This is a genomic window from Lysinibacillus sp. FSL R5-0849, from assembly GCF_038595075.1.
In the GTDB taxonomy this organism is placed as follows: Bacteria; Bacillota; Bacilli; order Bacillales_A; family Planococcaceae; genus Lysinibacillus; species Lysinibacillus fusiformis.
In genome coordinates this window covers 1,510,803-1,528,371 of the sequence record NZ_CP152004.1, presented here as the reverse complement: position 1 = coordinate 1,528,371, position 17,569 = coordinate 1,510,803, and the positions used below count along the sequence as shown (strand labels likewise).

General features: G+C 39.6%; 15 protein-coding genes. 4 read left to right on the top strand and 11 right to left on the bottom strand.

Going from position 1 to position 17,569, the window contains the following annotated elements; genetic code table 11:
* Positions 1-46: 46 nt before the first annotated feature.
* A complete protein-coding gene (locus MKY80_RS07240; RefSeq protein WP_089986567.1) occupies positions 47-1,420 on the bottom strand; it encodes an amino acid permease in 1,374 nt (457 codons plus the stop codon).
* Between the two features lie 270 nt (positions 1,421-1,690).
* Between MKY80_RS07240 and MKY80_RS07235 the strand changes: the two genes are divergently transcribed.
* Positions 1,691-3,082: an amino acid permease gene (locus MKY80_RS07235; protein WP_107921777.1), complete on the top strand. Its 1,392-nt coding sequence runs from the start codon at positions 1,691-1,693 to the stop codon at positions 3,080-3,082.
* Positions 3,083-3,232: 150 nt separating this feature from the next.
* On the opposite strand, the gene MKY80_RS07230 is transcribed toward MKY80_RS07235, so the two are convergent.
* The 6 genes from MKY80_RS07230 to MKY80_RS07205 all read right to left on the bottom strand — a co-directional run bounded on the left by MKY80_RS07230 (position 3,233) and on the right by MKY80_RS07205 (position 10,619).
* A complete protein-coding gene (locus MKY80_RS07230) occupies positions 3,233-3,439 on the bottom strand; it encodes a hypothetical protein (protein WP_089986569.1) in 207 nt (68 codons plus the stop codon).
* A 45-nt stretch (positions 3,440-3,484) separates the two neighbouring features.
* Positions 3,485-5,002: an NCS1 family transporter gene (locus MKY80_RS07225; protein ID WP_043990166.1), complete on the bottom strand. Its 1,518-nt coding sequence runs from the start codon at positions 5,000-5,002 to the stop codon at positions 3,485-3,487.
* A 183-nt stretch (positions 5,003-5,185) separates the two neighbouring features.
* Positions 5,186-6,448: an NAD-dependent dihydropyrimidine dehydrogenase subunit PreA gene (preA, locus tag MKY80_RS07220; protein ID WP_043990168.1), complete on the bottom strand. Its 1,263-nt coding sequence runs from the start codon at positions 6,446-6,448 to the stop codon at positions 5,186-5,188.
* A gap of 13 nt (positions 6,449-6,461) precedes the next feature.
* Positions 6,462-7,829, bottom strand: a complete 1,368-nt coding sequence (locus MKY80_RS07215; protein WP_089986570.1) for an NAD(P)-dependent oxidoreductase — start codon at positions 7,827-7,829, stop codon at positions 6,462-6,464.
* Positions 7,830-7,926: 97 nt separating this feature from the next.
* The gene (hydA, locus tag MKY80_RS07210) at positions 7,927-9,330 is read right to left on the bottom strand and encodes a dihydropyrimidinase (protein WP_043990169.1); all 1,404 of its coding nucleotides are present in this window, start codon (positions 9,328-9,330) and stop codon (positions 7,927-7,929) included.
* 44 nt (positions 9,331-9,374) lie between these two features.
* Positions 9,375-10,619 carry a Zn-dependent hydrolase gene (locus MKY80_RS07205; RefSeq protein WP_089986571.1) on the bottom strand — a complete coding sequence of 415 codons (1,245 nt, stop codon included), beginning with the start codon at positions 10,617-10,619 and terminating at the stop codon, positions 9,375-9,377.
* A gap of 140 nt (positions 10,620-10,759) precedes the next feature.
* Between MKY80_RS07205 and MKY80_RS07200 the strand changes: the two genes are divergently transcribed.
* The 3 genes from MKY80_RS07200 to MKY80_RS07190 all read left to right on the top strand — a co-directional run bounded on the left by MKY80_RS07200 (position 10,760) and on the right by MKY80_RS07190 (position 14,994).
* On the top strand, positions 10,760-11,926 hold the full coding sequence (locus MKY80_RS07200; RefSeq protein ID WP_089986572.1) for a PucR family transcriptional regulator: 1,167 nt from the start codon (positions 10,760-10,762) through the stop codon (positions 11,924-11,926).
* A gap of 173 nt (positions 11,927-12,099) precedes the next feature.
* The gene (locus MKY80_RS07195) at positions 12,100-13,461 is read left to right on the top strand and encodes an aspartate aminotransferase family protein (protein ID WP_089986573.1); all 1,362 of its coding nucleotides are present in this window, start codon (positions 12,100-12,102) and stop codon (positions 13,459-13,461) included.
* Between the two features lie 12 nt (positions 13,462-13,473).
* Positions 13,474-14,994, top strand: coding sequence for a CoA-acylating methylmalonate-semialdehyde dehydrogenase (locus MKY80_RS07190; protein WP_089986574.1), 1,521 nt, complete (start codon positions 13,474-13,476; stop codon positions 14,992-14,994).
* A gap of 97 nt (positions 14,995-15,091) precedes the next feature.
* On the opposite strand, the gene MKY80_RS07185 is transcribed toward MKY80_RS07190, so the two are convergent.
* From MKY80_RS07185 to MKY80_RS07170, 4 genes are all read right to left on the bottom strand, one after another.
* On the bottom strand, positions 15,092-15,424 hold the full coding sequence (locus MKY80_RS07185) for a DUF378 domain-containing protein (protein WP_008176610.1): 333 nt from the start codon (positions 15,422-15,424) through the stop codon (positions 15,092-15,094).
* Positions 15,425-15,596: 172 nt separating this feature from the next.
* Positions 15,597-16,094 (bottom strand): methylated-DNA--[protein]-cysteine S-methyltransferase, encoded by a 498-nt coding sequence (locus tag MKY80_RS07180; protein WP_089986575.1) that lies wholly within the window; start codon positions 16,092-16,094, stop codon positions 15,597-15,599.
* Positions 16,081-16,995, bottom strand: a complete 915-nt coding sequence (locus MKY80_RS07175) for a DNA-3-methyladenine glycosylase (protein WP_089986576.1) — start codon at positions 16,993-16,995, stop codon at positions 16,081-16,083. The genes MKY80_RS07180 and MKY80_RS07175 overlap by 14 nt, the downstream gene beginning before the upstream one ends.
* A gap of 13 nt (positions 16,996-17,008) precedes the next feature.
* Entirely contained in the window at positions 17,009-17,566 is a 558-nt protein-coding gene (locus MKY80_RS07170; protein ID WP_089986577.1) for an Ada metal-binding domain-containing protein, read from the bottom strand.
* Positions 17,567-17,569 lie beyond the last annotated feature (3 nt).

Here is a 17,569-nt window from a genome sequence, read left to right as displayed (position 1 = left end):
ATATGCAAAAAAAGATGCCTCTCTTGTTAAGAGAAGCATCTTTTTGCTATTCGCCCTGATCCGTACTGTAGCGATTTTTGCCAATACCAAATGCATAATAGCTAATAGTTACAATTACTAAAAATACAATTCCTACGATTAATGATATACGCGTATCGTCATTAATCCACATGCCAACCAGCACCATCATTAAGAAGATAATTGTTAAATAATTCGTAATAGGGGCTAGTGGCATTTTAAACGGGTGATTCGCTAATTGTTCACCTTTTACTTTTCTAAATTTCATTTGGCTAATTAATATAATGAACCATGGTATCATTCCTGGTAAAACACTTGCACTGTACACATAGACAAATAAATTCTGTGGTGCAATATAGCTTAAAATGACACCAATCACTAAACCAATTAACACGCCAGCTGTACCAAATAAAGGTACACCACTTTTAGAAAGCTTCGCGAAAAATTTCGGTGCTTGTCCATTCATCGCAAGAGTATATAACATACGTCCTGCACTATAAATACCACTGTTACAGCCAGACATAGCAGCTGTAATAACGACAAAATTAATAATACCTGCAGCAGCTGTAATACCTACCTTGGCAAATGTCGCAACAAAGGGACTACCGATCGTACCCAATTCATCCCACGGATACACTGTCACAATGACAAAAATAGCTCCGATATAGAAAATTAAAATGCGCCAAATAATACTTTGAATAGCATTCGTAATTGTCTTTTGTGGATCTTTTGCTTCCCCTGCTGTAATACCAATAAGCTCTACACCTTGGTAGGCTGCAACTACTAACGATAATGCAAAGAAGAAGCCTGTCCAGCCACCAGTAAAGAAGCCACCATGACTCCATAGATTTGATAAGCCAATCGCAATACCATCATTACCAAAGCCAAAGAAGATCAGTCCAACCCCTGCTACAATCATTAATATAATGGTTACGATTTTAATCATGGCGAACCAAAATTCAAATTCACCAAAAGATTTAACTGAGATAAAGTTTGCCACACCTAATATGATCATTGCAATGAGACCCGGTATCCATGCTGGTAAATCAGGATACCAATACTGCATATACGTTCCCACGGCTATAATTTCAGACATCCCAACAATTACCCATTGGAACCAGTTGCTCCATGCTGTTAAATAGCCTGCTAAAGGGTGAATGTATTTATAGCCAAATGTTGCAAAAGAGCCTGTACTTGGCTCCATATAAAGCATCTCACCCATTGCTCTCATAATGAAAAATATAAAAATACCTGCAATTCCATAGGCAAGGAGTACTGAAGGTCCTGTCCATTGGATGGCACTTGCAGAACCCATAAATAAGCCCACACCAATCGTACCGCCTAGCGCGATCATTTGGATGTGACGTGCCTCTAATCCTCGTTGTAATTCTTTGTTGGCCACTCCATAACGCCTCTTTTCCTGTTGTTCTATCTACGTTGAATATACTTTAAAATCATAATCAATTTTTCTAAAAAAGACAATTGTATTTTTAGGAAAAACAAAAAATAATGTTTTTTTGGTAGATTTAGCATATGGAGTAGCTCCCTTACTATTATTGTTCTAAAAATTCTAAATATATTAGTTTTTTCACTTTATTTCGACAAAAAGATTGACCTAATTATCAAAAAAGTATAATATTTTTACATATTTCTAAGAAAAAGAGGATTGAGCGTGAGTAAAATATTATTTAGAAGAAAGAAAATCGAGGAACTATTACAAAATAGCGGGACTATTCAACTAAAGAAAACGTTAGGTGCCTTTGATCTTATATTATTAGGAGTTGGTGCCATCGTCGGCACTGGTATTTTCATCTTGCCTGGAACGGTGGCAGCAACACATGCTGGGCCTGGGATCGTTTTTTCCTTTATTATCGCCGCCATTGTTTGCGCTTTTGCAGGCATGTGTTATTCCGAATTTGCATCAAGTGTCCCCGTAACTGGGAGCGCCTATACGTATGGCTATATTGTCTTTGGCGAGATTATCGCGTGGTTAGTAGGATGGGCTTTACTTTTGGAATATGGACTGGCTGTTGCCGCTGTTGCGACAGGTTGGTCATCTTACTTAACCTCACTTCTTGCCGGCTTTCATATCGTTTTGCCCCAAGCAATTTCAGGAGCCTTTAATCCTGCTGCTGGCACATATATGAATGTACCTGCGATTTTGATTATTTTTGCTACGGCATTTTTATTAACGCTTGGTATTAAAGAATCCACTCGATTCAATACTTGGATGGTTTTCTTGAAGGTCGCTGTCATCTTACTATTTATTGGCGTAGGGGTATTTTATGTAAAGCCTACTAACTGGGAGCCCTTTCTACCATTTGGCATAAGCGGCGTCTTCAGTGGAGCAGCACTTGTATTTTTTGCTTATTTAGGTTTTGATGCGGTATCTTCGGCTGCTGAGGAAGTTAAAAATCCACAGCGGAATATGCCCATTGGCATCATCGGTTCTTTACTTATTTGTACGGTGCTCTATGTTGTTGTATCAATGGTTTTAACAGGTATCGTTCCCTATCATGCGTTAAATGTAAGTGACCCTGTTAGCTATGTGATGCAGATGGTCCACCAAGATTGGATTGCGGGAATAATCTCATTAGGTGCCGTAGTTGGAATGATGACTGTTATATTAGTGATGTCTTACGGAGGAACACGACTACTGTACGCATTAGGCCGTGATGGTTTACTGCCAAAAAGTATGGCTGAGCTCAGTCCTAAATTTAAAACTCCCGTGAAAAACACATGGATTTTCGCAATATTAGTTGCCTTTTGTGCAGGATTTGTGCCACTTTCTAAGCTTGCCGAACTAGTCAATATGGGCACATTAGTCGCATTTACTATTGTATCCATCGGTGTGGTGTATTTACGTAAAAATAAAAATATCCCTTCTGGGGGCTTTAAAGTACCGTTTTTCCCAGTCCTACCGATTTTATCATTCCTATTATGTCTCTTTTTAATATCACAGCTTTCTGTCCTTACATGGGTTGCATGTGGTATTTGGTTCATCATCGGTTTGATTGTTTATTTGGTTTATGGTCGAAAGCATAGCGAAATGAATAAAGAATAAGAAAAAGGTGTCTCTCATAGGGACATCTTTTTTATTTTAATTGATGTCAATTCCCATAAAACTAAAGGCTTGCTCTGTTGTTACATAAAGAACTGGCAAACAAAAAACCTCTATCCATCCTTGGCGAATGAAATAGAGGTTACTTCGTTATTATAGTAAGGTTTGTTCCTGTAATTTTGCTGTGAAATACTTTCGTGCATCTGCCGTTAGAATTTGTAGTAAGGTCACTTCTTCCTGACGAGCAAATTCTACAAACATCCCACTTAAATTTTCGTAGACATATTTGATTTTAAAGCCGCTATCTAAATAAAGATCCACTTTTTGGATTTCCTCTTTGCTTTGTTGGAATTCAGACATGCCATCACCTCACCTTCATTTGAAAATGTCTTGATGTAGTGTCACTTATTCGGCACCTTTTATTTCTAGCAGAGGGTCTGGTTGCTCCACTAGCTCATCTTCCTCTTGATCTGTCAGTGGCGCATGTGCTTGTTGGCCAAATAATTCATCCAAATTATGTCCGACTGTAATACCTAAATACTTCGCATCACTTGGATCTACTAGCTCTGCTTGAGGGTATTTTTTAAACCACCAATACTTCGCTAAGACATAATAGACAATTGCTCCTACAAAGAACCCTACTAAAGAAGAATAAGTTGAAAAAATATTGGCGATAGCACCACCGATTACCCAGGCCACTAACCCGGCGATATTAAAACCTTTATAGTATTTAAATTGCCCATCTAATTCATAGAGTTCCTTGACATGTACACGTCGTTTGCGAATGAGATAATAATCCGCAAATAAAATCCCTACAATCGCCGTTAATATTCCACCTATAATCAATAAAACATTGACCATTACATCAAATAAATTCCATGGTTGAGCAAGAATACCAATAATCCCCGCAATAACAACCCCTACCCAAAAAGGTACTTTGGGGCCACCGATATTTGAGAAAATAGTAGCTGCTGGTACGACATTAGCAGACGTATTCGTTGACCATTGTGCTAACACAATCATCAGCAAAAGGATACCTAAAATAAAACCACTCGCACTTTGTTGTAAAGCATTGATAGGGTCAGCAGATGCTACCGCCATATAACAAACTGCACCAATTGTAACAATAAATGTGTTCGTTATTGGCATAACAATTAATGAGCCCACGAGCTGTGTTTTATTCCGTTTGAACCAATTGCGTTCATTTTTAGGTGCTTTAAAAAAGCGAGATAATGATGGCATATCAGCTGCCAGTGTTGACCAAAAGCCCATGTTTGCCATGACCACTACCATAAAAGCTGTAAAGGCAGCAAAGCCCGTTGTTGGCGTTTCTACCCACGTCCATATATTTTTCCCTTGGGACGTAGCATTATCAGCTAATGTGTAATACATCCAGCAAGAAATCAAAATAATGACAGGCGCTGCTAGATCAGCGAAGCGCTCAATGGACTTAATGCCGAGTGATGTATTAAAGAGCTGAAGCGCCGCAAATACAAGGAAACAAATGAACCAATTATCAAAATCAAACAATAAATTTAAAATGCCGTTTATGGCTAATGCGCCAAAATACGTATTAAGACCAAACCAACATGCGGCTGTTATGCCCCTTACAAGAGAAGGAATATGAGTGCCAAATGTGCCGAATGGTGCACGCATATAAACAGGGAATGATAATCCATGCTCAATACCTATATCACCAATTAACGTCATAAAGACACCGATCAAACAGGAACCTACCAACGTAGCTAAAATAACCATAGGTAAGGATAAATTCATAATGGCTGAACCGCCAATTGCAAAAGCCGCTAAAACAATCGCCATCCCTATCCAAATCACCGCAAAACCAAATGTTCCAATATTTCTTTGTTGATGTGTCACTGGAAGTAAATCTGGGGATTTTAAATAATTCCCTTCACGTTCCATAAAGTTTCTCTCCTTTTTTTCTAATTTCCGTGACAACCTACTTGAAGTTTTTCCCTCCTCCATCGCCACTTGATGAAGGAAGGTGGAATTTCGATTTTATTCATTTATCTTCATTCAGTTGGTGTTCGATAGGCTATAGCTCATCCCTATAAATGTCTACTACTGAATAAAGATGAAAAGTCTTTATTTTGAGAGACTGCTAATGAGCGATTGGCGTTCATTCCATGTCATCGGTGGAACGGTTGATTTACGTTCAACCATAGAAATGGCACCATCTACTGGACAAACAATAGAGCATAGATTACAACCAACGCAGTCTTCTTCACGAACTTTTAGCAATGGACGTCCATTTTCTGTATAAAGATCAATACATTGATGTGACGTATCCTCGCAAGCAATATGACACTTGTTACAATTAATACAAACATCATTATTAATTTCTGCGACAATTTTATAATTTAAGTCTAAATCACCCCAGTTTGAATATCTTGAAACGGAGCGACCTACTAAGTCCATGACGGAAGCTAAACCTTTATCGTCTAAATAATTGTTCAACCCATCAATCATATCCTCCACAATACTAAAGCCATGGTGCATCGCTGCTGTACAAACTTGAACGCCTGTTGCACCCATTAATATAAATTCTGCGGCATCCTGCCAATTAGAAATTCCGCCAATGCCCGAAATCGGTACATTGACTAATGGATTACGAGCACATTCTGCTACCATATTGAGTGCAATCGGCTTTACAGCTGGACCACAATAGCCACCATGCGCCCCTTTACCAGCAACATGAGGAACTGTATTCCAAGTATCTAAATCTACACCTGCCAAACTATTGATCGTGTTTATCATACTTATGGCATCTGCTCCACCTCTTTTAGCTGCTTCTGCCGTAACTGTAATATCCGTAATGTTTGGTGTTAATTTCACAATAACAGGTGTACGTGCCGCTTCCTTTACCCAGTACGTTTGTTTTTCCACCAGTTCAGGGACTTGACCAGAGGCAGAACCCATGCCTCGCTCTGCCATCCCATGTGGACAACCAAAGTTAAGCTCAAGACCATCAACCCCCACATCTTCTACACGTTTTACGATTTCATGCCACTTTTCTTGCTTTGGCTCCACCATTAAAGAGGCTATAATCGCGTGATTAGGAAATTTCTTTTTTGTCTCATAAATTTCTTGTAAATTTACTTCTAACGGTCGATCTGTAATTAATTCAATATTATTGAAGCCCGCTACACGCTGGCCGTTAAAACTAACAGCCGCAAAACGGGAGGATACATTTAAAATTGGATCCCCCAATGTTTTCCATACAGCACCACCCCATCCTGCTTCAAATGCGCGTTGTACCTGATAACCAGAATTTGTAGGCGGTGCGGATGCCAACCAAAATGGATTCGGCGATTGGATGCCTGCTAAGTTAATGCGTAAGTCTGCCATGTAAGTTCCCCCTTTATGCAATCTCACTTGGTTTTCTTAAACGTTCGTGAATCTTGTATGCTGCATCTTTTCCTTGCTGTACAGCAGTCACCACCATCGCTTCTCCCTGTCCATTGCCAAAGACAACGTCTCCACATGCAAACACTTTGTCATTGGACGTTTGCATCGTCGTCTCATCTATATCAACAACGCCATTTGTATGGGCTAAACCAAATGCTTCAATTAATGAAACAAAACGAGTTTGCCCAATGGCTTTAATGACCGCATCCACTTCAATAATAAAATTAGAGCCCTGTAATTCCTCTGGTCTTTGTCGACCATCAGGCCCAGGTTCACCAAGCTTCATTTTCACGCATTCAATACCTGTTACCCTGCCATCCTCATTGCCAATAATCTTCTTTGGTGCTGTGAGCCATTTAAATTCCACACCATCCTGCTTCGCAAATTCATATTCAAATTGATAGGCAGTCATTTCTTTTTGCGTTCTTCGATAAAGTATTTGGACATTCTCTGCCCCTAAACGCACTGCACTTGTAGCACCGTCTATCGCTGTATTTCCGGCACCAATAACAGCAACACGTTTTCCTACAATCTCATTTGTAAGCGGCCCCATTTTTGTTTTTCTGACAAACTCAATAGCATCGTGGACACCATCTAAATCTTCTCCCTCAATGCCTAGATTGGGAACAGCCCCCATACCGACAGCTAAAATAACATGGTCATATTCTCCCAAAATTTCATCGGCAGTAATATCGACGCCAACCGTCATATTAGTTTGAATATCCACTCCAAGCTGTTCAATTTGCTCGACTTCCCAATCAACAACATCATTAGGTAATCGGAACGCTACAATACCAAAACTACCTAAGCCACCTGCCTTCGCTTCAGCCTCATAGATAGTTACTTGATAGCCAAAACGACTTAGTTCACGTGCAGCCGATAAACCAGCAGGACCAGCTCCAATAATGGCTACCTTATGACCATTACTTGGCCCCTGTTTAAATAGCTGAGCATTCGTTTCCATTGCCCAATCCGTTGCATAACGCTGTAACTCCCCAATTTTGATTGGCTTTGTTGAAGAATTTAAGACACACGCTCCTTCGCATAATTCTTCCGTTGGACAAACCCTTGCACAGCTTGCACCAATAGGATTTGCTTCTAATATAGTCGTAGCAGAGCCCTTCATATTACCAGATGCGATTTTTTTTATGAAATTTGGAATTTGAATACTTGTCGGACAAGCTTTAATACATGGTGCGTCATAACAATAAAGACAACGATTGGCTTCCTCAATAGCCTCATTCTTTGTCATCTTGTTTTTTAATTCCACAAAATTACGTTTAAGCTGCAAGGTCATCGCATTTTCTTGAATCGGAACCATTCCACATCCCCCTCATGTGTTCTTTTTTCCGTGCACCAATTACGAGACCGATTGTTTTGTTCTCCAGCCAAAACAATCGGTCCTAAACTGAAGGAAGCTAAATCTTCAAGGCTTCCGCAGCTACTGTTTTTAATGGACGTTTAATATATTGTCCGCTACCTAGTACACCAACAAATTCTTTATTTTTAATGACATATTCGCCACGTACTAGCACACTAACAGGCTCGCCAGTCACTTCCCATCCCTCATATGGGTTATAGTCGACGTTCATATGATGTGTTTTAGCCGAAATTTGGCGTTTTGCCTCTGGATCAAAAATAACGATATCTGCATCAGAGCCGATGGCGATTGTTCCCTTTTGCGGGAATAAACCAAATATTTTTGCAGCACTTGTTGAAATCATATCGACAAATTCATGAATCGAAATTCTACCTTTGGCAACGCCTTCAGAATATAAAATACTGAAACGATCCTCAATGAAAGGCCCTCCATTTGGAATTTTTGAGAAATCATTTAGGCCTAACTGTTTTTTACCCTTAAAGCTAAAGGAGCATTGGTCAGAGCCAATTGTCTGAAGCTGTTTCGCCTTTAGGGCATTCCATAAATGTTCTTGATGATATTTCGGGCGAAGAGGAGGTGACCAAACATACTTGGCTCCTTCAAAGCCTGGCTGGGCAAGAGCTGATTGATCAAGTGTTAAATAGGGTGGACATGTTTCACCATAGACGTCATAGCCCTTTTCACGAGCAGCAATAATTTCATCCACCGCTTCTTTACATGTTACATGCACTACATATAGCTTTGCTCCAGCAATATGCGCTAATTCGATGGCACGTTTTGTTGCCTCTCCCTCTAATTCAGCCGGACGTGTTAATGCATGATAAATCGGCTCCTTATGGCCTGCACGTCTTGCTTCCTCGACAAGTTCATCAATCACAGAGCCATTTTCACAATGGACCATCACCAATGCTCCAAGATCTTTGGCAATTTTAAACGCCTTAAAAAGTGTTCGATCTGAAGCCTGGAACTCTTTAGCATATGCCATAAAGACTTTGACAGAGGTAATTCCCTCTTGCTCTAAAATTTGAGGTAATTCGGCTTCGGTTTCAGGCGTTAAATCACCAATCATTAAATGGAAACCATAATCAATAGCAGACTTTCCTTTGGCTTTGTCATGCCATCTTTCTACGGCCGCTGACAATTTTTCTTCACCAGCTGTTAAACAAAAATCTAAAATAGTGGTTGTCCCACCAAAAGCCGCCGCAATCGTTCCTGACTTCCAATCATCATCTGTCACTGTATTATTGAATGGCATATCTAAATGCGTATGAGGATCAATCCCCCCTGGCAACACATATTTCCCAGTTGCATCAATGATTTCAGCGCCATCCTCACTTAAATTTTGCCCGATTTGCACAATCTTGCCATTATCTATTAAAATATCTGCCTCATATGCATCCGCAGCAGTTGCTACTCTTCCACCTTTAATCATTTTTTTCACTGTGCCCCTCACCCTTCATCACAAAATTAGAGAATACTTCATGTTTAATGCAATGTATAAGTTTCGCCCATACTAAATTTTGTTTGTAGCGTTAGAACCGTTTCTAGCAAAATATCTGCTCCCTTTGCACAATCCTCAAAGGTTGTTTTCTCTTCCTCACAATGACTCTTCCCTTGAATACTTGGAACAAAAATCATTGCCGATGGAACCATACTCGCCATATACTGGGCATCGTGTCCTGCTCCACTAAACATGCGATGTACAGTATAACCGAAGCTCTGACAGGCTCTTTCTACCTCATTACAAATAGCTGTATCAAAATACACGGTTTCCCTACCCCATAACTTTACTGGGTGGATATTACATCCTCCTGCAGTTTCGGGTAGCGCAAGAAGAATATCCTCAACTTGTTCCATCACCTCAGGATTTTGATGACGAGAATCAATCGTAAATGTCACCTGATTAGGGATGACTGTGTGAATATTTGGCGAAACATTCAGACGGCCAAATGTAAACACTAATTGCTCATCAATCTTTCCTAATTGCTCATGTAACTCAGTTATGATCGTTGAGGCAACAATCATTGGGTCTTTCCGCATTGTCATGGGAGTCGTACCAGCATGATTCGATTGCCCTGTAATTGTAATTTCGTAGCAAACCATGCCAAGCACACCTTCTACAACCCCAATTTCATGTTGTTTCGCTTCTAACACTGGCCCTTGCTCAATATGCAATTCGATATAAGCAAGTGCTTCCTTCAGACGATTGGCTTGCTCTCCCTCATACCCACTTGCTTGTAACGCTTCGTGGAAACGAACACCATTTTTATCTGTGGATTGTAGCATCTTTTCTTTGTCAAATTTCGAGGTGATAACCCCCGAACTCATCATTGCTGGGTCAAAACGAGCCCCTTCTTCATTCGTAAAATTGACAATCATGAGCGGAATATCCACTTCAATTTCATTTTCTTTAATCGTTCGTATTGCCTCGATAGCAGTTAATATGCCTAATACACCATCGAATCTTCCACCCTTTTCCACCGAATCTAAATGGGAACCCATAACGATTGGTGGCACATCCTTTTTCCCAGCAAGAGTCGCATAAATATTGCCCATATCATCCACATGAATATCCATACCTAAAGCTTCACAACACTCACAAAAATAGTTTCGTGCTAATACATCCTCATCCGAAAGAGACAAACGTGTGACGCCACCATTTTCAGTAGCCCCAAATTGACTAAATTGTTCAATTAACTCTCGCAATCGTCTACTATTACATTTATACATATGCAAGTCCTCTCTTTCACAGTAGTTATTAAACATTCTAAAATAGATAAAATTTGAGAGATATGGATAGAAAACTAAAAAAATATGTGCAACTGCACATCATATATGGTAAGTTATGTTCATAATTAAGGGGGGGGAATATGGGTACGATTCGTAAAATCGTGGAGGGAGTTCAATTCCCAATGCTCACATTAGTCGCTGGACATAGTGGTACGTATCGAAGAGTTACTGGTATTAATGTTGTTGAAAGCAATGATTTAATCATGTTTTGTAGACCCAATGAATTAGTCGTCACAACTGGTATTCATTTAAATGCAGATGTAAATTCATTAGAACAACTTGTGAAACAAGCCTACGCCAAAAAAGTAGCTGGTTTTATTATTAATACAGGTCCATTCATTCCTAATATTCCAGAGGCCGTCATCTCATTTGCCAATCAATATGATTTCCCTATTTTTCAAATGCCATGGAATTATCGAATTGCCGATCTATTAAAAACGACCTTTCAGTTTATCGCCAACCACCATCAGGAGCTATCCATGGAAGAAAAAGTTCTGTTCAATTTATTATTCCATTACAAACAAAACGCTAACAGCATGAAGGATCAACTAGCACAGCTTGGTTTTCCTCAAGGAAGAGAATTAGCCATCATTACTTGCACAACAGTCGGCACTCAAGCCTCCATTGATCGATATGAGGTATTGGTGCAGTTCGCTTTTCAAAATCGCTATCAACGCTTCTTAAAATTAAAACATAAAAACTACCTCATCTTTTTAATTGATAAAACACAGATCAATACACCAAATATACCCTTCTCAAAAATCGTTGAAGAAATCTATGAAAAAATTACGTTAAAAAATGGTTGCTTGGATATGATTATTGGAAAAGGCAACTATCATAAAGAGCTTGAAAATGTCCGAAAAAGCTATGATGAATCATTAACGGTCATTCATTTAGCGCAGCTCCACAACAATCGTTTTTTATATAAATATAAAGAAATAGGTGCCTATAAAATTATTATGGCTGTGCAAAATCAAGCACTCATGAAATCCTTCAGCCAGGATATTCTTGGTCATCTCTACCACTATGATGATGTGCACAACACAGATTATGTACCATTTTTACGCATTTTTCTTGAGGAAAACGGCAGTACAAGTAGGATTAGTGAGCGTCAGTTTATTCATCGCAACACGGTTCTTTATAAAATAAAAAAAATTGAAATGCTTTTAGATATGGACTTGAGTAATCCCTTTACTAAGACAAATTTGTATATTGCCTTTTTAATAGAGGATGTTTTAACACATTAATAATGGCTATGTAGTCATTTAATTATCAGAATTTTCTATCACAAAATATTCCTTCTAAAACTGGTAAGGCATACATATAAAGTACAAATGGGGACGACTTTGCATTTTTATTGTCCACATCTGACTTAAGACGTATGCATGTTCAGCCATTACTTGTTTAAGGAGTGAATGTAGTGACCAATGTAACAAGACCAAATTGGCAAGTCAAAGATGAACAATTTGTATGGCACTCCATGAAGCCATACAACCCAAAAGCAACGATGATTGTCCAATCTTCTAAGGGTGCCTGGATTACCGACACTGAAGGAAAACGCTATTTAGATGCTATGGCAGGCTTATGGTGTGTAAATGTTGGTTATGGTCGAGAGGCAATTGCTAAAGTTGCCTATGATCAATTACTAGAAAATACGTATACACCGTTATCTGTTGGACATATCCCTGCCATTCAATTAAGTGAAAAGATTAGTGAACTATTAGGAGATGATTATGTCGTCTTTTACTCGAACAGTGGTTCTGAAGCGAATGAAGCTGCCTTCAAAATCGCTCGACAGTATCATCAACAAAAAGGACATGTCAATAGAACGAAGATTATTTCTCGTTATCGTGCTTATCACGGGAGCTCAATGGGGGCTTTAGCGGCAACTGGACAAGCTCAGCGAAAATACAAATATGAGCCATTGGCACCTGGTTTTATCCATGTCACGCCACCTGATTCGTATCGTGCCAATGAAGACCATATTAAAAGTAAAGATCCATGTGCATTGCCATCTGTGCAAGCGATCGACCATGTCATGACCTGGGAAATGTCTGATTCTATTGCTGCTGTCATTATGGAGCCAATCATTACTGGCGGCGGTGTGATCATGCCCCATGAGAATTACTTACAAGGGGTTAAAGCAGTTTGTGAAAAACATGGTGCATTATTAATTGTGGATGAAGTGATTTGTGGCTTTGGGCGTACAGGCAAAGCTTTTGGTTTCCAAAACTACGGCATACAACCTGATATTGTGACAATGGCTAAAGGCTTAACAAGCGCTTATATGCCACTATCTGCTACTGCTGTTCGACGTGAAATTTATGAGGCTTTTGCAGGGAATGACGATTATGATTTCTTCCGCCATGTTAACACCTTTGGTGGCTCGCCAGCTGCTTGTGCCGTAGCATTAAAAAATATTGAAATAATGGAAGAGGAAAATTTATTTAACTATTCCGCTACGTTAGGAGAAACGCTCCTTAAAACTTTACAAGAGCAATTAAAGGAACATCCATATGTCGGGGATATTCGTGGAAAAGGGCTTTTGATCGGTATAGAGCTTGTACAAGACAAAAAGAGCAAAGCCCCACTAGATGTCACACTCGTTAATAAGGTTATTGCGCAATGTAAGGAGCAGGGGCTAATTATTGGCAAGAACGGTGTAACTGTTGCAGGCTACAATAATGTTTTAACGCTATCTCCTCCACTAATCGTCTCCTCTGAGGAGATTAACTTCCTTGTGGAAAAATTCACACAAGCCTTACATGCTATAAAATTGTAGGAGGACAGCTCAATGATAACGAATACGGATATTCAAGAATTAGGCCATTTCATTAATGGACAAACTGTTTTAGGAAAAAGTGGACATTTTTCTGATGTATACAATCCAAGCACGGGTTCTGTCATTGCGCGAGTTCCCCTAGCAACACAAGAAGAGGTAAAAGAAGCGATCAATGCTGCCCAAAAAGCATTCCCTGCATGGCGCGCATTATCCGTTGGGAAACGAGCAGAAATAATGCTCAAGTTTCGACAATTACTGACAGACAATATGGATGAACTCATCGATATGATTTGTAAGGAAAGCGGCAAAACCAAAGAAGATGCGAAGGGCGAGATTACACGTGGTTTAGAATCGGTTGATTTAGCCATCAATGCCCCACACTTACTAAAAGGTGAGTATTCCGTTAATGTGGGTGGTCAAATTAATGCTTATTCCACAAAAGCACCATTAGGCATAGTGGCTGCCATTTCACCGTTTAACTTTCCTGTTATGGTCCCACTAGCCATTACAAGCATGGCTGTCGCTGTTGGAAACTGTGTAATTTTAAAGCCATCCGAGCGTGTCCCTTGTTCTGCGCTATATATATCAGAGCTATGGACAAAGGCAGGCTTACCAGAAGGCGTATGGACGGTCATTAACGGTGATAAAGATGCTGTCAATGAGCTTCTATCCAACCCACTAATTGAAGCAGTTTCCTTTGTAGGGTCCACTCCTGTTGCAGAAGCTATTTACGTCACGGCTTCTAAACATGGGAAACGTGTGACTGCGCTTGGCGGTGGGAAAAATAATATGGTTGTCATGCCAGACGCTGATTTAGAGCAGGTCGCAAATGCCTTTTTAGGTGCAGCCTATGGGGCAGCTTCTCAACGGTGTATGGCAATCTCTACCATTATCCCTATAGGGGAGGATACGGCAAATAAATTAGTCACGATCCTAGCTGATAAAATTGCCAAATTAAAAGTGGGACCTTATACAGACCCCGACGTTGATTTCGGTCCAGTTATTACAGAGCATTCGAAGGAAACGATTATTGGCTATATTGATCGTAGCCTACAGGAAGGCGCAACCATTGTTTGTGATGGACGACATCCGGAAATTGCCAAACAATCAAAAGGGTTTTATCTAGGTCCTACTCTCCTCGATCATGTTAAACCAGGTATGGAAATTTATGAGCAGGAGGTTTTTGGACCAGCCCGCAATATGGTTCGTGTGGATTCATTGGATGAAGCGATTGCCTTAATCAATGCACATGAACTGGGTAATGGCGTGACAATTTTTACGAATGATGGTGCAGCTGCTCGTAAATTCACCACTGAAATTGAAGTAGGGATGGTTGGCGTGAACGTACCTATCCCCATTCCAGTAGGCTATCATAATTTTGGTGGCTGGAAACGCTCAAGATTTGGTGAGGGACATATGTTTGGACCAGATCAAGTACGCTTCTTTACAAAAACAAAGACCATTTCAGAAAAATGGATCACACAAGATCATGACACTACATCATCCTTTGCCTTCCCAAGCAATCAAGCATAAAGATAACTTGCGTAGTCATTAAATGGACTACGCAAGTTTTTCACCTATTTGAAAAAAACTGACGAACCAAATATGGCCACCAGTTTTTATCATAAGCTTACATATTGTCTTTCTTGTCCACTTTTTTCACTTCAGTTGTCTTCTTTACTTCAGTGAAATCCGCTTCTTCCCCAGCCTCCATGCCATAGCTAGGATTTCGATCGATACGCGTATAAGTATCTATGTCTTCCTCGTCTTCAAATCGCTTCACCAAAATTGGTAAAGTAATTAAACCAGCGATTCCGACTAGTGCGTAAATCCATCGCGATAAAACCGCTGTTTGCCCGCCAAATAAATAAGCCACTAAATCAAACCTAAAGAATCCAATGAGTCCCCAGTTGATTGCCCCTATAATGACTAACACTAATGCGATTCTATAGAGCACGCTCATGAGTACACCTCCTTTATCATTTTTACTCCTAGCTAATTTTTTAGCAGAGAGGTGTCATAAGAAGCGATAAAATGATAAAGACTAATCATTAAAACCGCCATATTGACGGTCTTATTTTTTGCAATAACCACTTTTTTATACAGGTCGAGGTGGCCAGATGGACTAGGTGTAATTAGCCTTTTTTGGCATTGCCCTTTAATTGATGAGATTGTTCATGTTGAAGAAGCCATTCTTTACGCCACATTCCACCACCATATCCAGTCAAAGATCCATTAGAACCAATAATTCGATGACAAGGAACGACGATACTAATATTATTTTTACCATTGGCACTACCAACTGCTCTCACTGCCTTTTCATTGTGAATAGCCACAGCAATATCTTTATAGGAAGCTGTTTCACCGTAGCCTACGCTAGGTAAAGCATGCCAAACGGCTTGTTGAAAGTCTGTTCCTTTAAAAACATAGGGAAAAGAAAACTCATGTCGTTCACCAATAAAATATTCATGTATTTGCTTAGCACATTCTAGTAGCACTGCAGGTGTGTCTTGTTGAGGAACATGGATGAGCTCTTGTCGTTCTGCAAAATTAATGCCATCAATTGCTTCTTCATTTCCTTCGATTTCAATCATGCCAATCGGTGATTTATAATCTAATTTAAACTGTTTCATATAGTGACCTCCATAAGTAAAAAGTTGCATAAGCCTGCCATCCTTGCCAATGTTGCGAATAGTGGGTAATTTCCTCAATCGTAGGTTTTCGTTCTAACCCTAATTGCCTTTTTAGAGCATTATGTAGACCCACATCTGCAATGGGAAACGCAGATAGCTCTTGGTAAGATTTCATTAACACATAGTCAGCCGTCCATGCCCCAATGCCCCGAATAGCCATTAAACTTTTTTTCATGTCCTCGTAATCCTTTTTTTGGCGTAGCATTTCTTTGGTCAATTGACCGTTTGCTATACTTTTCGCAATATCAATGATGTACTCTGCCTTTTTTTGCGTAAACTGAAGGTTCCTTAAATCCTCCACTTGAATAGTAGCTATTTTTTCGGGTGTTGGAAATAACCAGTGGCTTTCCCCTTCAAAGGTAACACTGTGTCCAAATTGTTCAACGAAGCGCTTTTTAAGTGTATAGGCAAACGTTAAATGAATTTGCTGTCCAATAATAGCCCACACGAGAGCCTCGAATAAGTCAGGTATTCCCAATAAACGTAATCCTCTATATTTTTCTGCCAATGGCTGTAAAATATTATCCTTGTTAGCCATCTGATAAAAACAAGCTAAATCCGTTTCTAAATCAAACCATTCTATAAGATAGCGTACAATTCCTTCTCTGTCATGGAGTGATGGCTGATTCATCGGAAATTCTACTTTCATTTTATAAGCTTGCTCACTTATTCTACATAAAATTAGCTGATCCTTTATTTTTAGTAATTTAAAGAGAACATCCTCTTTTATTTGGTGGAGAATTTCTTGATTGGATCGTTTTAAAAACATCCAACACTCTGTAAAATCAAATTCCGCTGGAGGTTCGATTTCTACAAAATGAGCGTGATTCATCCAGTTCATAGCCTTCCCCTTCCTATGAAAGATTTCGATATTGTGTGGGCGAGCAATTTTTTAATCGTCGAAACACTTTATAGAAGTTAGACGGACTTTGAAACCCAACTTCATAGCAAATTTCCAAATTTGTATAGTCTGTATGTTTTAAAAGGTGAGCGGCCTTATCAATTCTTATTTTTTCAAGATAGGCTCGAGGCGTCTCCGCTGTCACTTGTTTAAATAGTCGCTCAAGATGGAATGGACTAATACCAACATGCTCTGCCATATCCTGCAAGGTTACCTTTTGTTTATACGCACTAATGATAAAAGCTGTTACCTGTTGAATCAATTGTGTATGCGGTGAACATTCGATTTCAGGCTGACATCGTTTACATGCACGATAGCCCGCTGTCTCGACTTCTTGAATAGATTCATAAAAATCAACATTCATCTTTTTTGGCTTTCTTGATTTACAGGAAGGACGGCAATAAATTTTAGTCGTTTTAACCGCCGTATAAAATAGGCCATCATAGGTTTGATCACAGGCTATAATCTTTTCCCACTTCTCCTCAAAGGATAAATGGATTGCATTGTCCACGAA

What these genes read in the sequence shown, in the direction of transcription:
- MKY80_RS07215 (WP_089986570.1), bottom strand. Translation starts at nt 7,829, where the DNA reads ATGGTTCCGATTCAAGAAAATGCGATGACCTTGCAGCTTAAACGTAAT.
- MKY80_RS07190 (WP_089986574.1), top strand. Translation starts at nt 13,474, where the DNA reads ATGATAACGAATACGGATATTCAAGAATTAGGCCATTTCATTAATGGA.
- MKY80_RS07205 (WP_089986571.1), bottom strand. Translation starts at nt 10,619, where the DNA reads ATGTATAAATGTAATAGTAGACGATTGCGAGAGTTAATTGAACAATTT.
- MKY80_RS07175 (WP_089986576.1), bottom strand. Translation starts at nt 16,995, where the DNA reads ATGAACTGGATGAATCACGCTCATTTTGTAGAAATCGAACCTCCAGCG.
- MKY80_RS07225 (WP_043990166.1), bottom strand. Translation starts at nt 5,002, where the DNA reads ATGGAACGTGAAGGGAATTATTTAAAATCCCCAGATTTACTTCCAGTG.
- MKY80_RS07180 (WP_089986575.1), bottom strand. Translation starts at nt 16,094, where the DNA reads ATGAAACAGTTTAAATTAGATTATAAATCACCGATTGGCATGATTGAA.
- preA (WP_043990168.1), bottom strand. Translation starts at nt 6,448, where the DNA reads ATGGCAGACTTACGCATTAACTTAGCAGGCATCCAATCGCCGAATCCA.
- MKY80_RS07200 (WP_089986572.1), top strand. Translation starts at nt 10,760, where the DNA reads ATGGGTACGATTCGTAAAATCGTGGAGGGAGTTCAATTCCCAATGCTC.
- MKY80_RS07230 (WP_089986569.1), bottom strand. Translation starts at nt 3,439, where the DNA reads ATGTCTGAATTCCAACAAAGCAAAGAGGAAATCCAAAAAGTGGATCTT.
- MKY80_RS07185 (WP_008176610.1), bottom strand. Translation starts at nt 15,424, where the DNA reads ATGAGCGTGCTCTATAGAATCGCATTAGTGTTAGTCATTATAGGGGCA.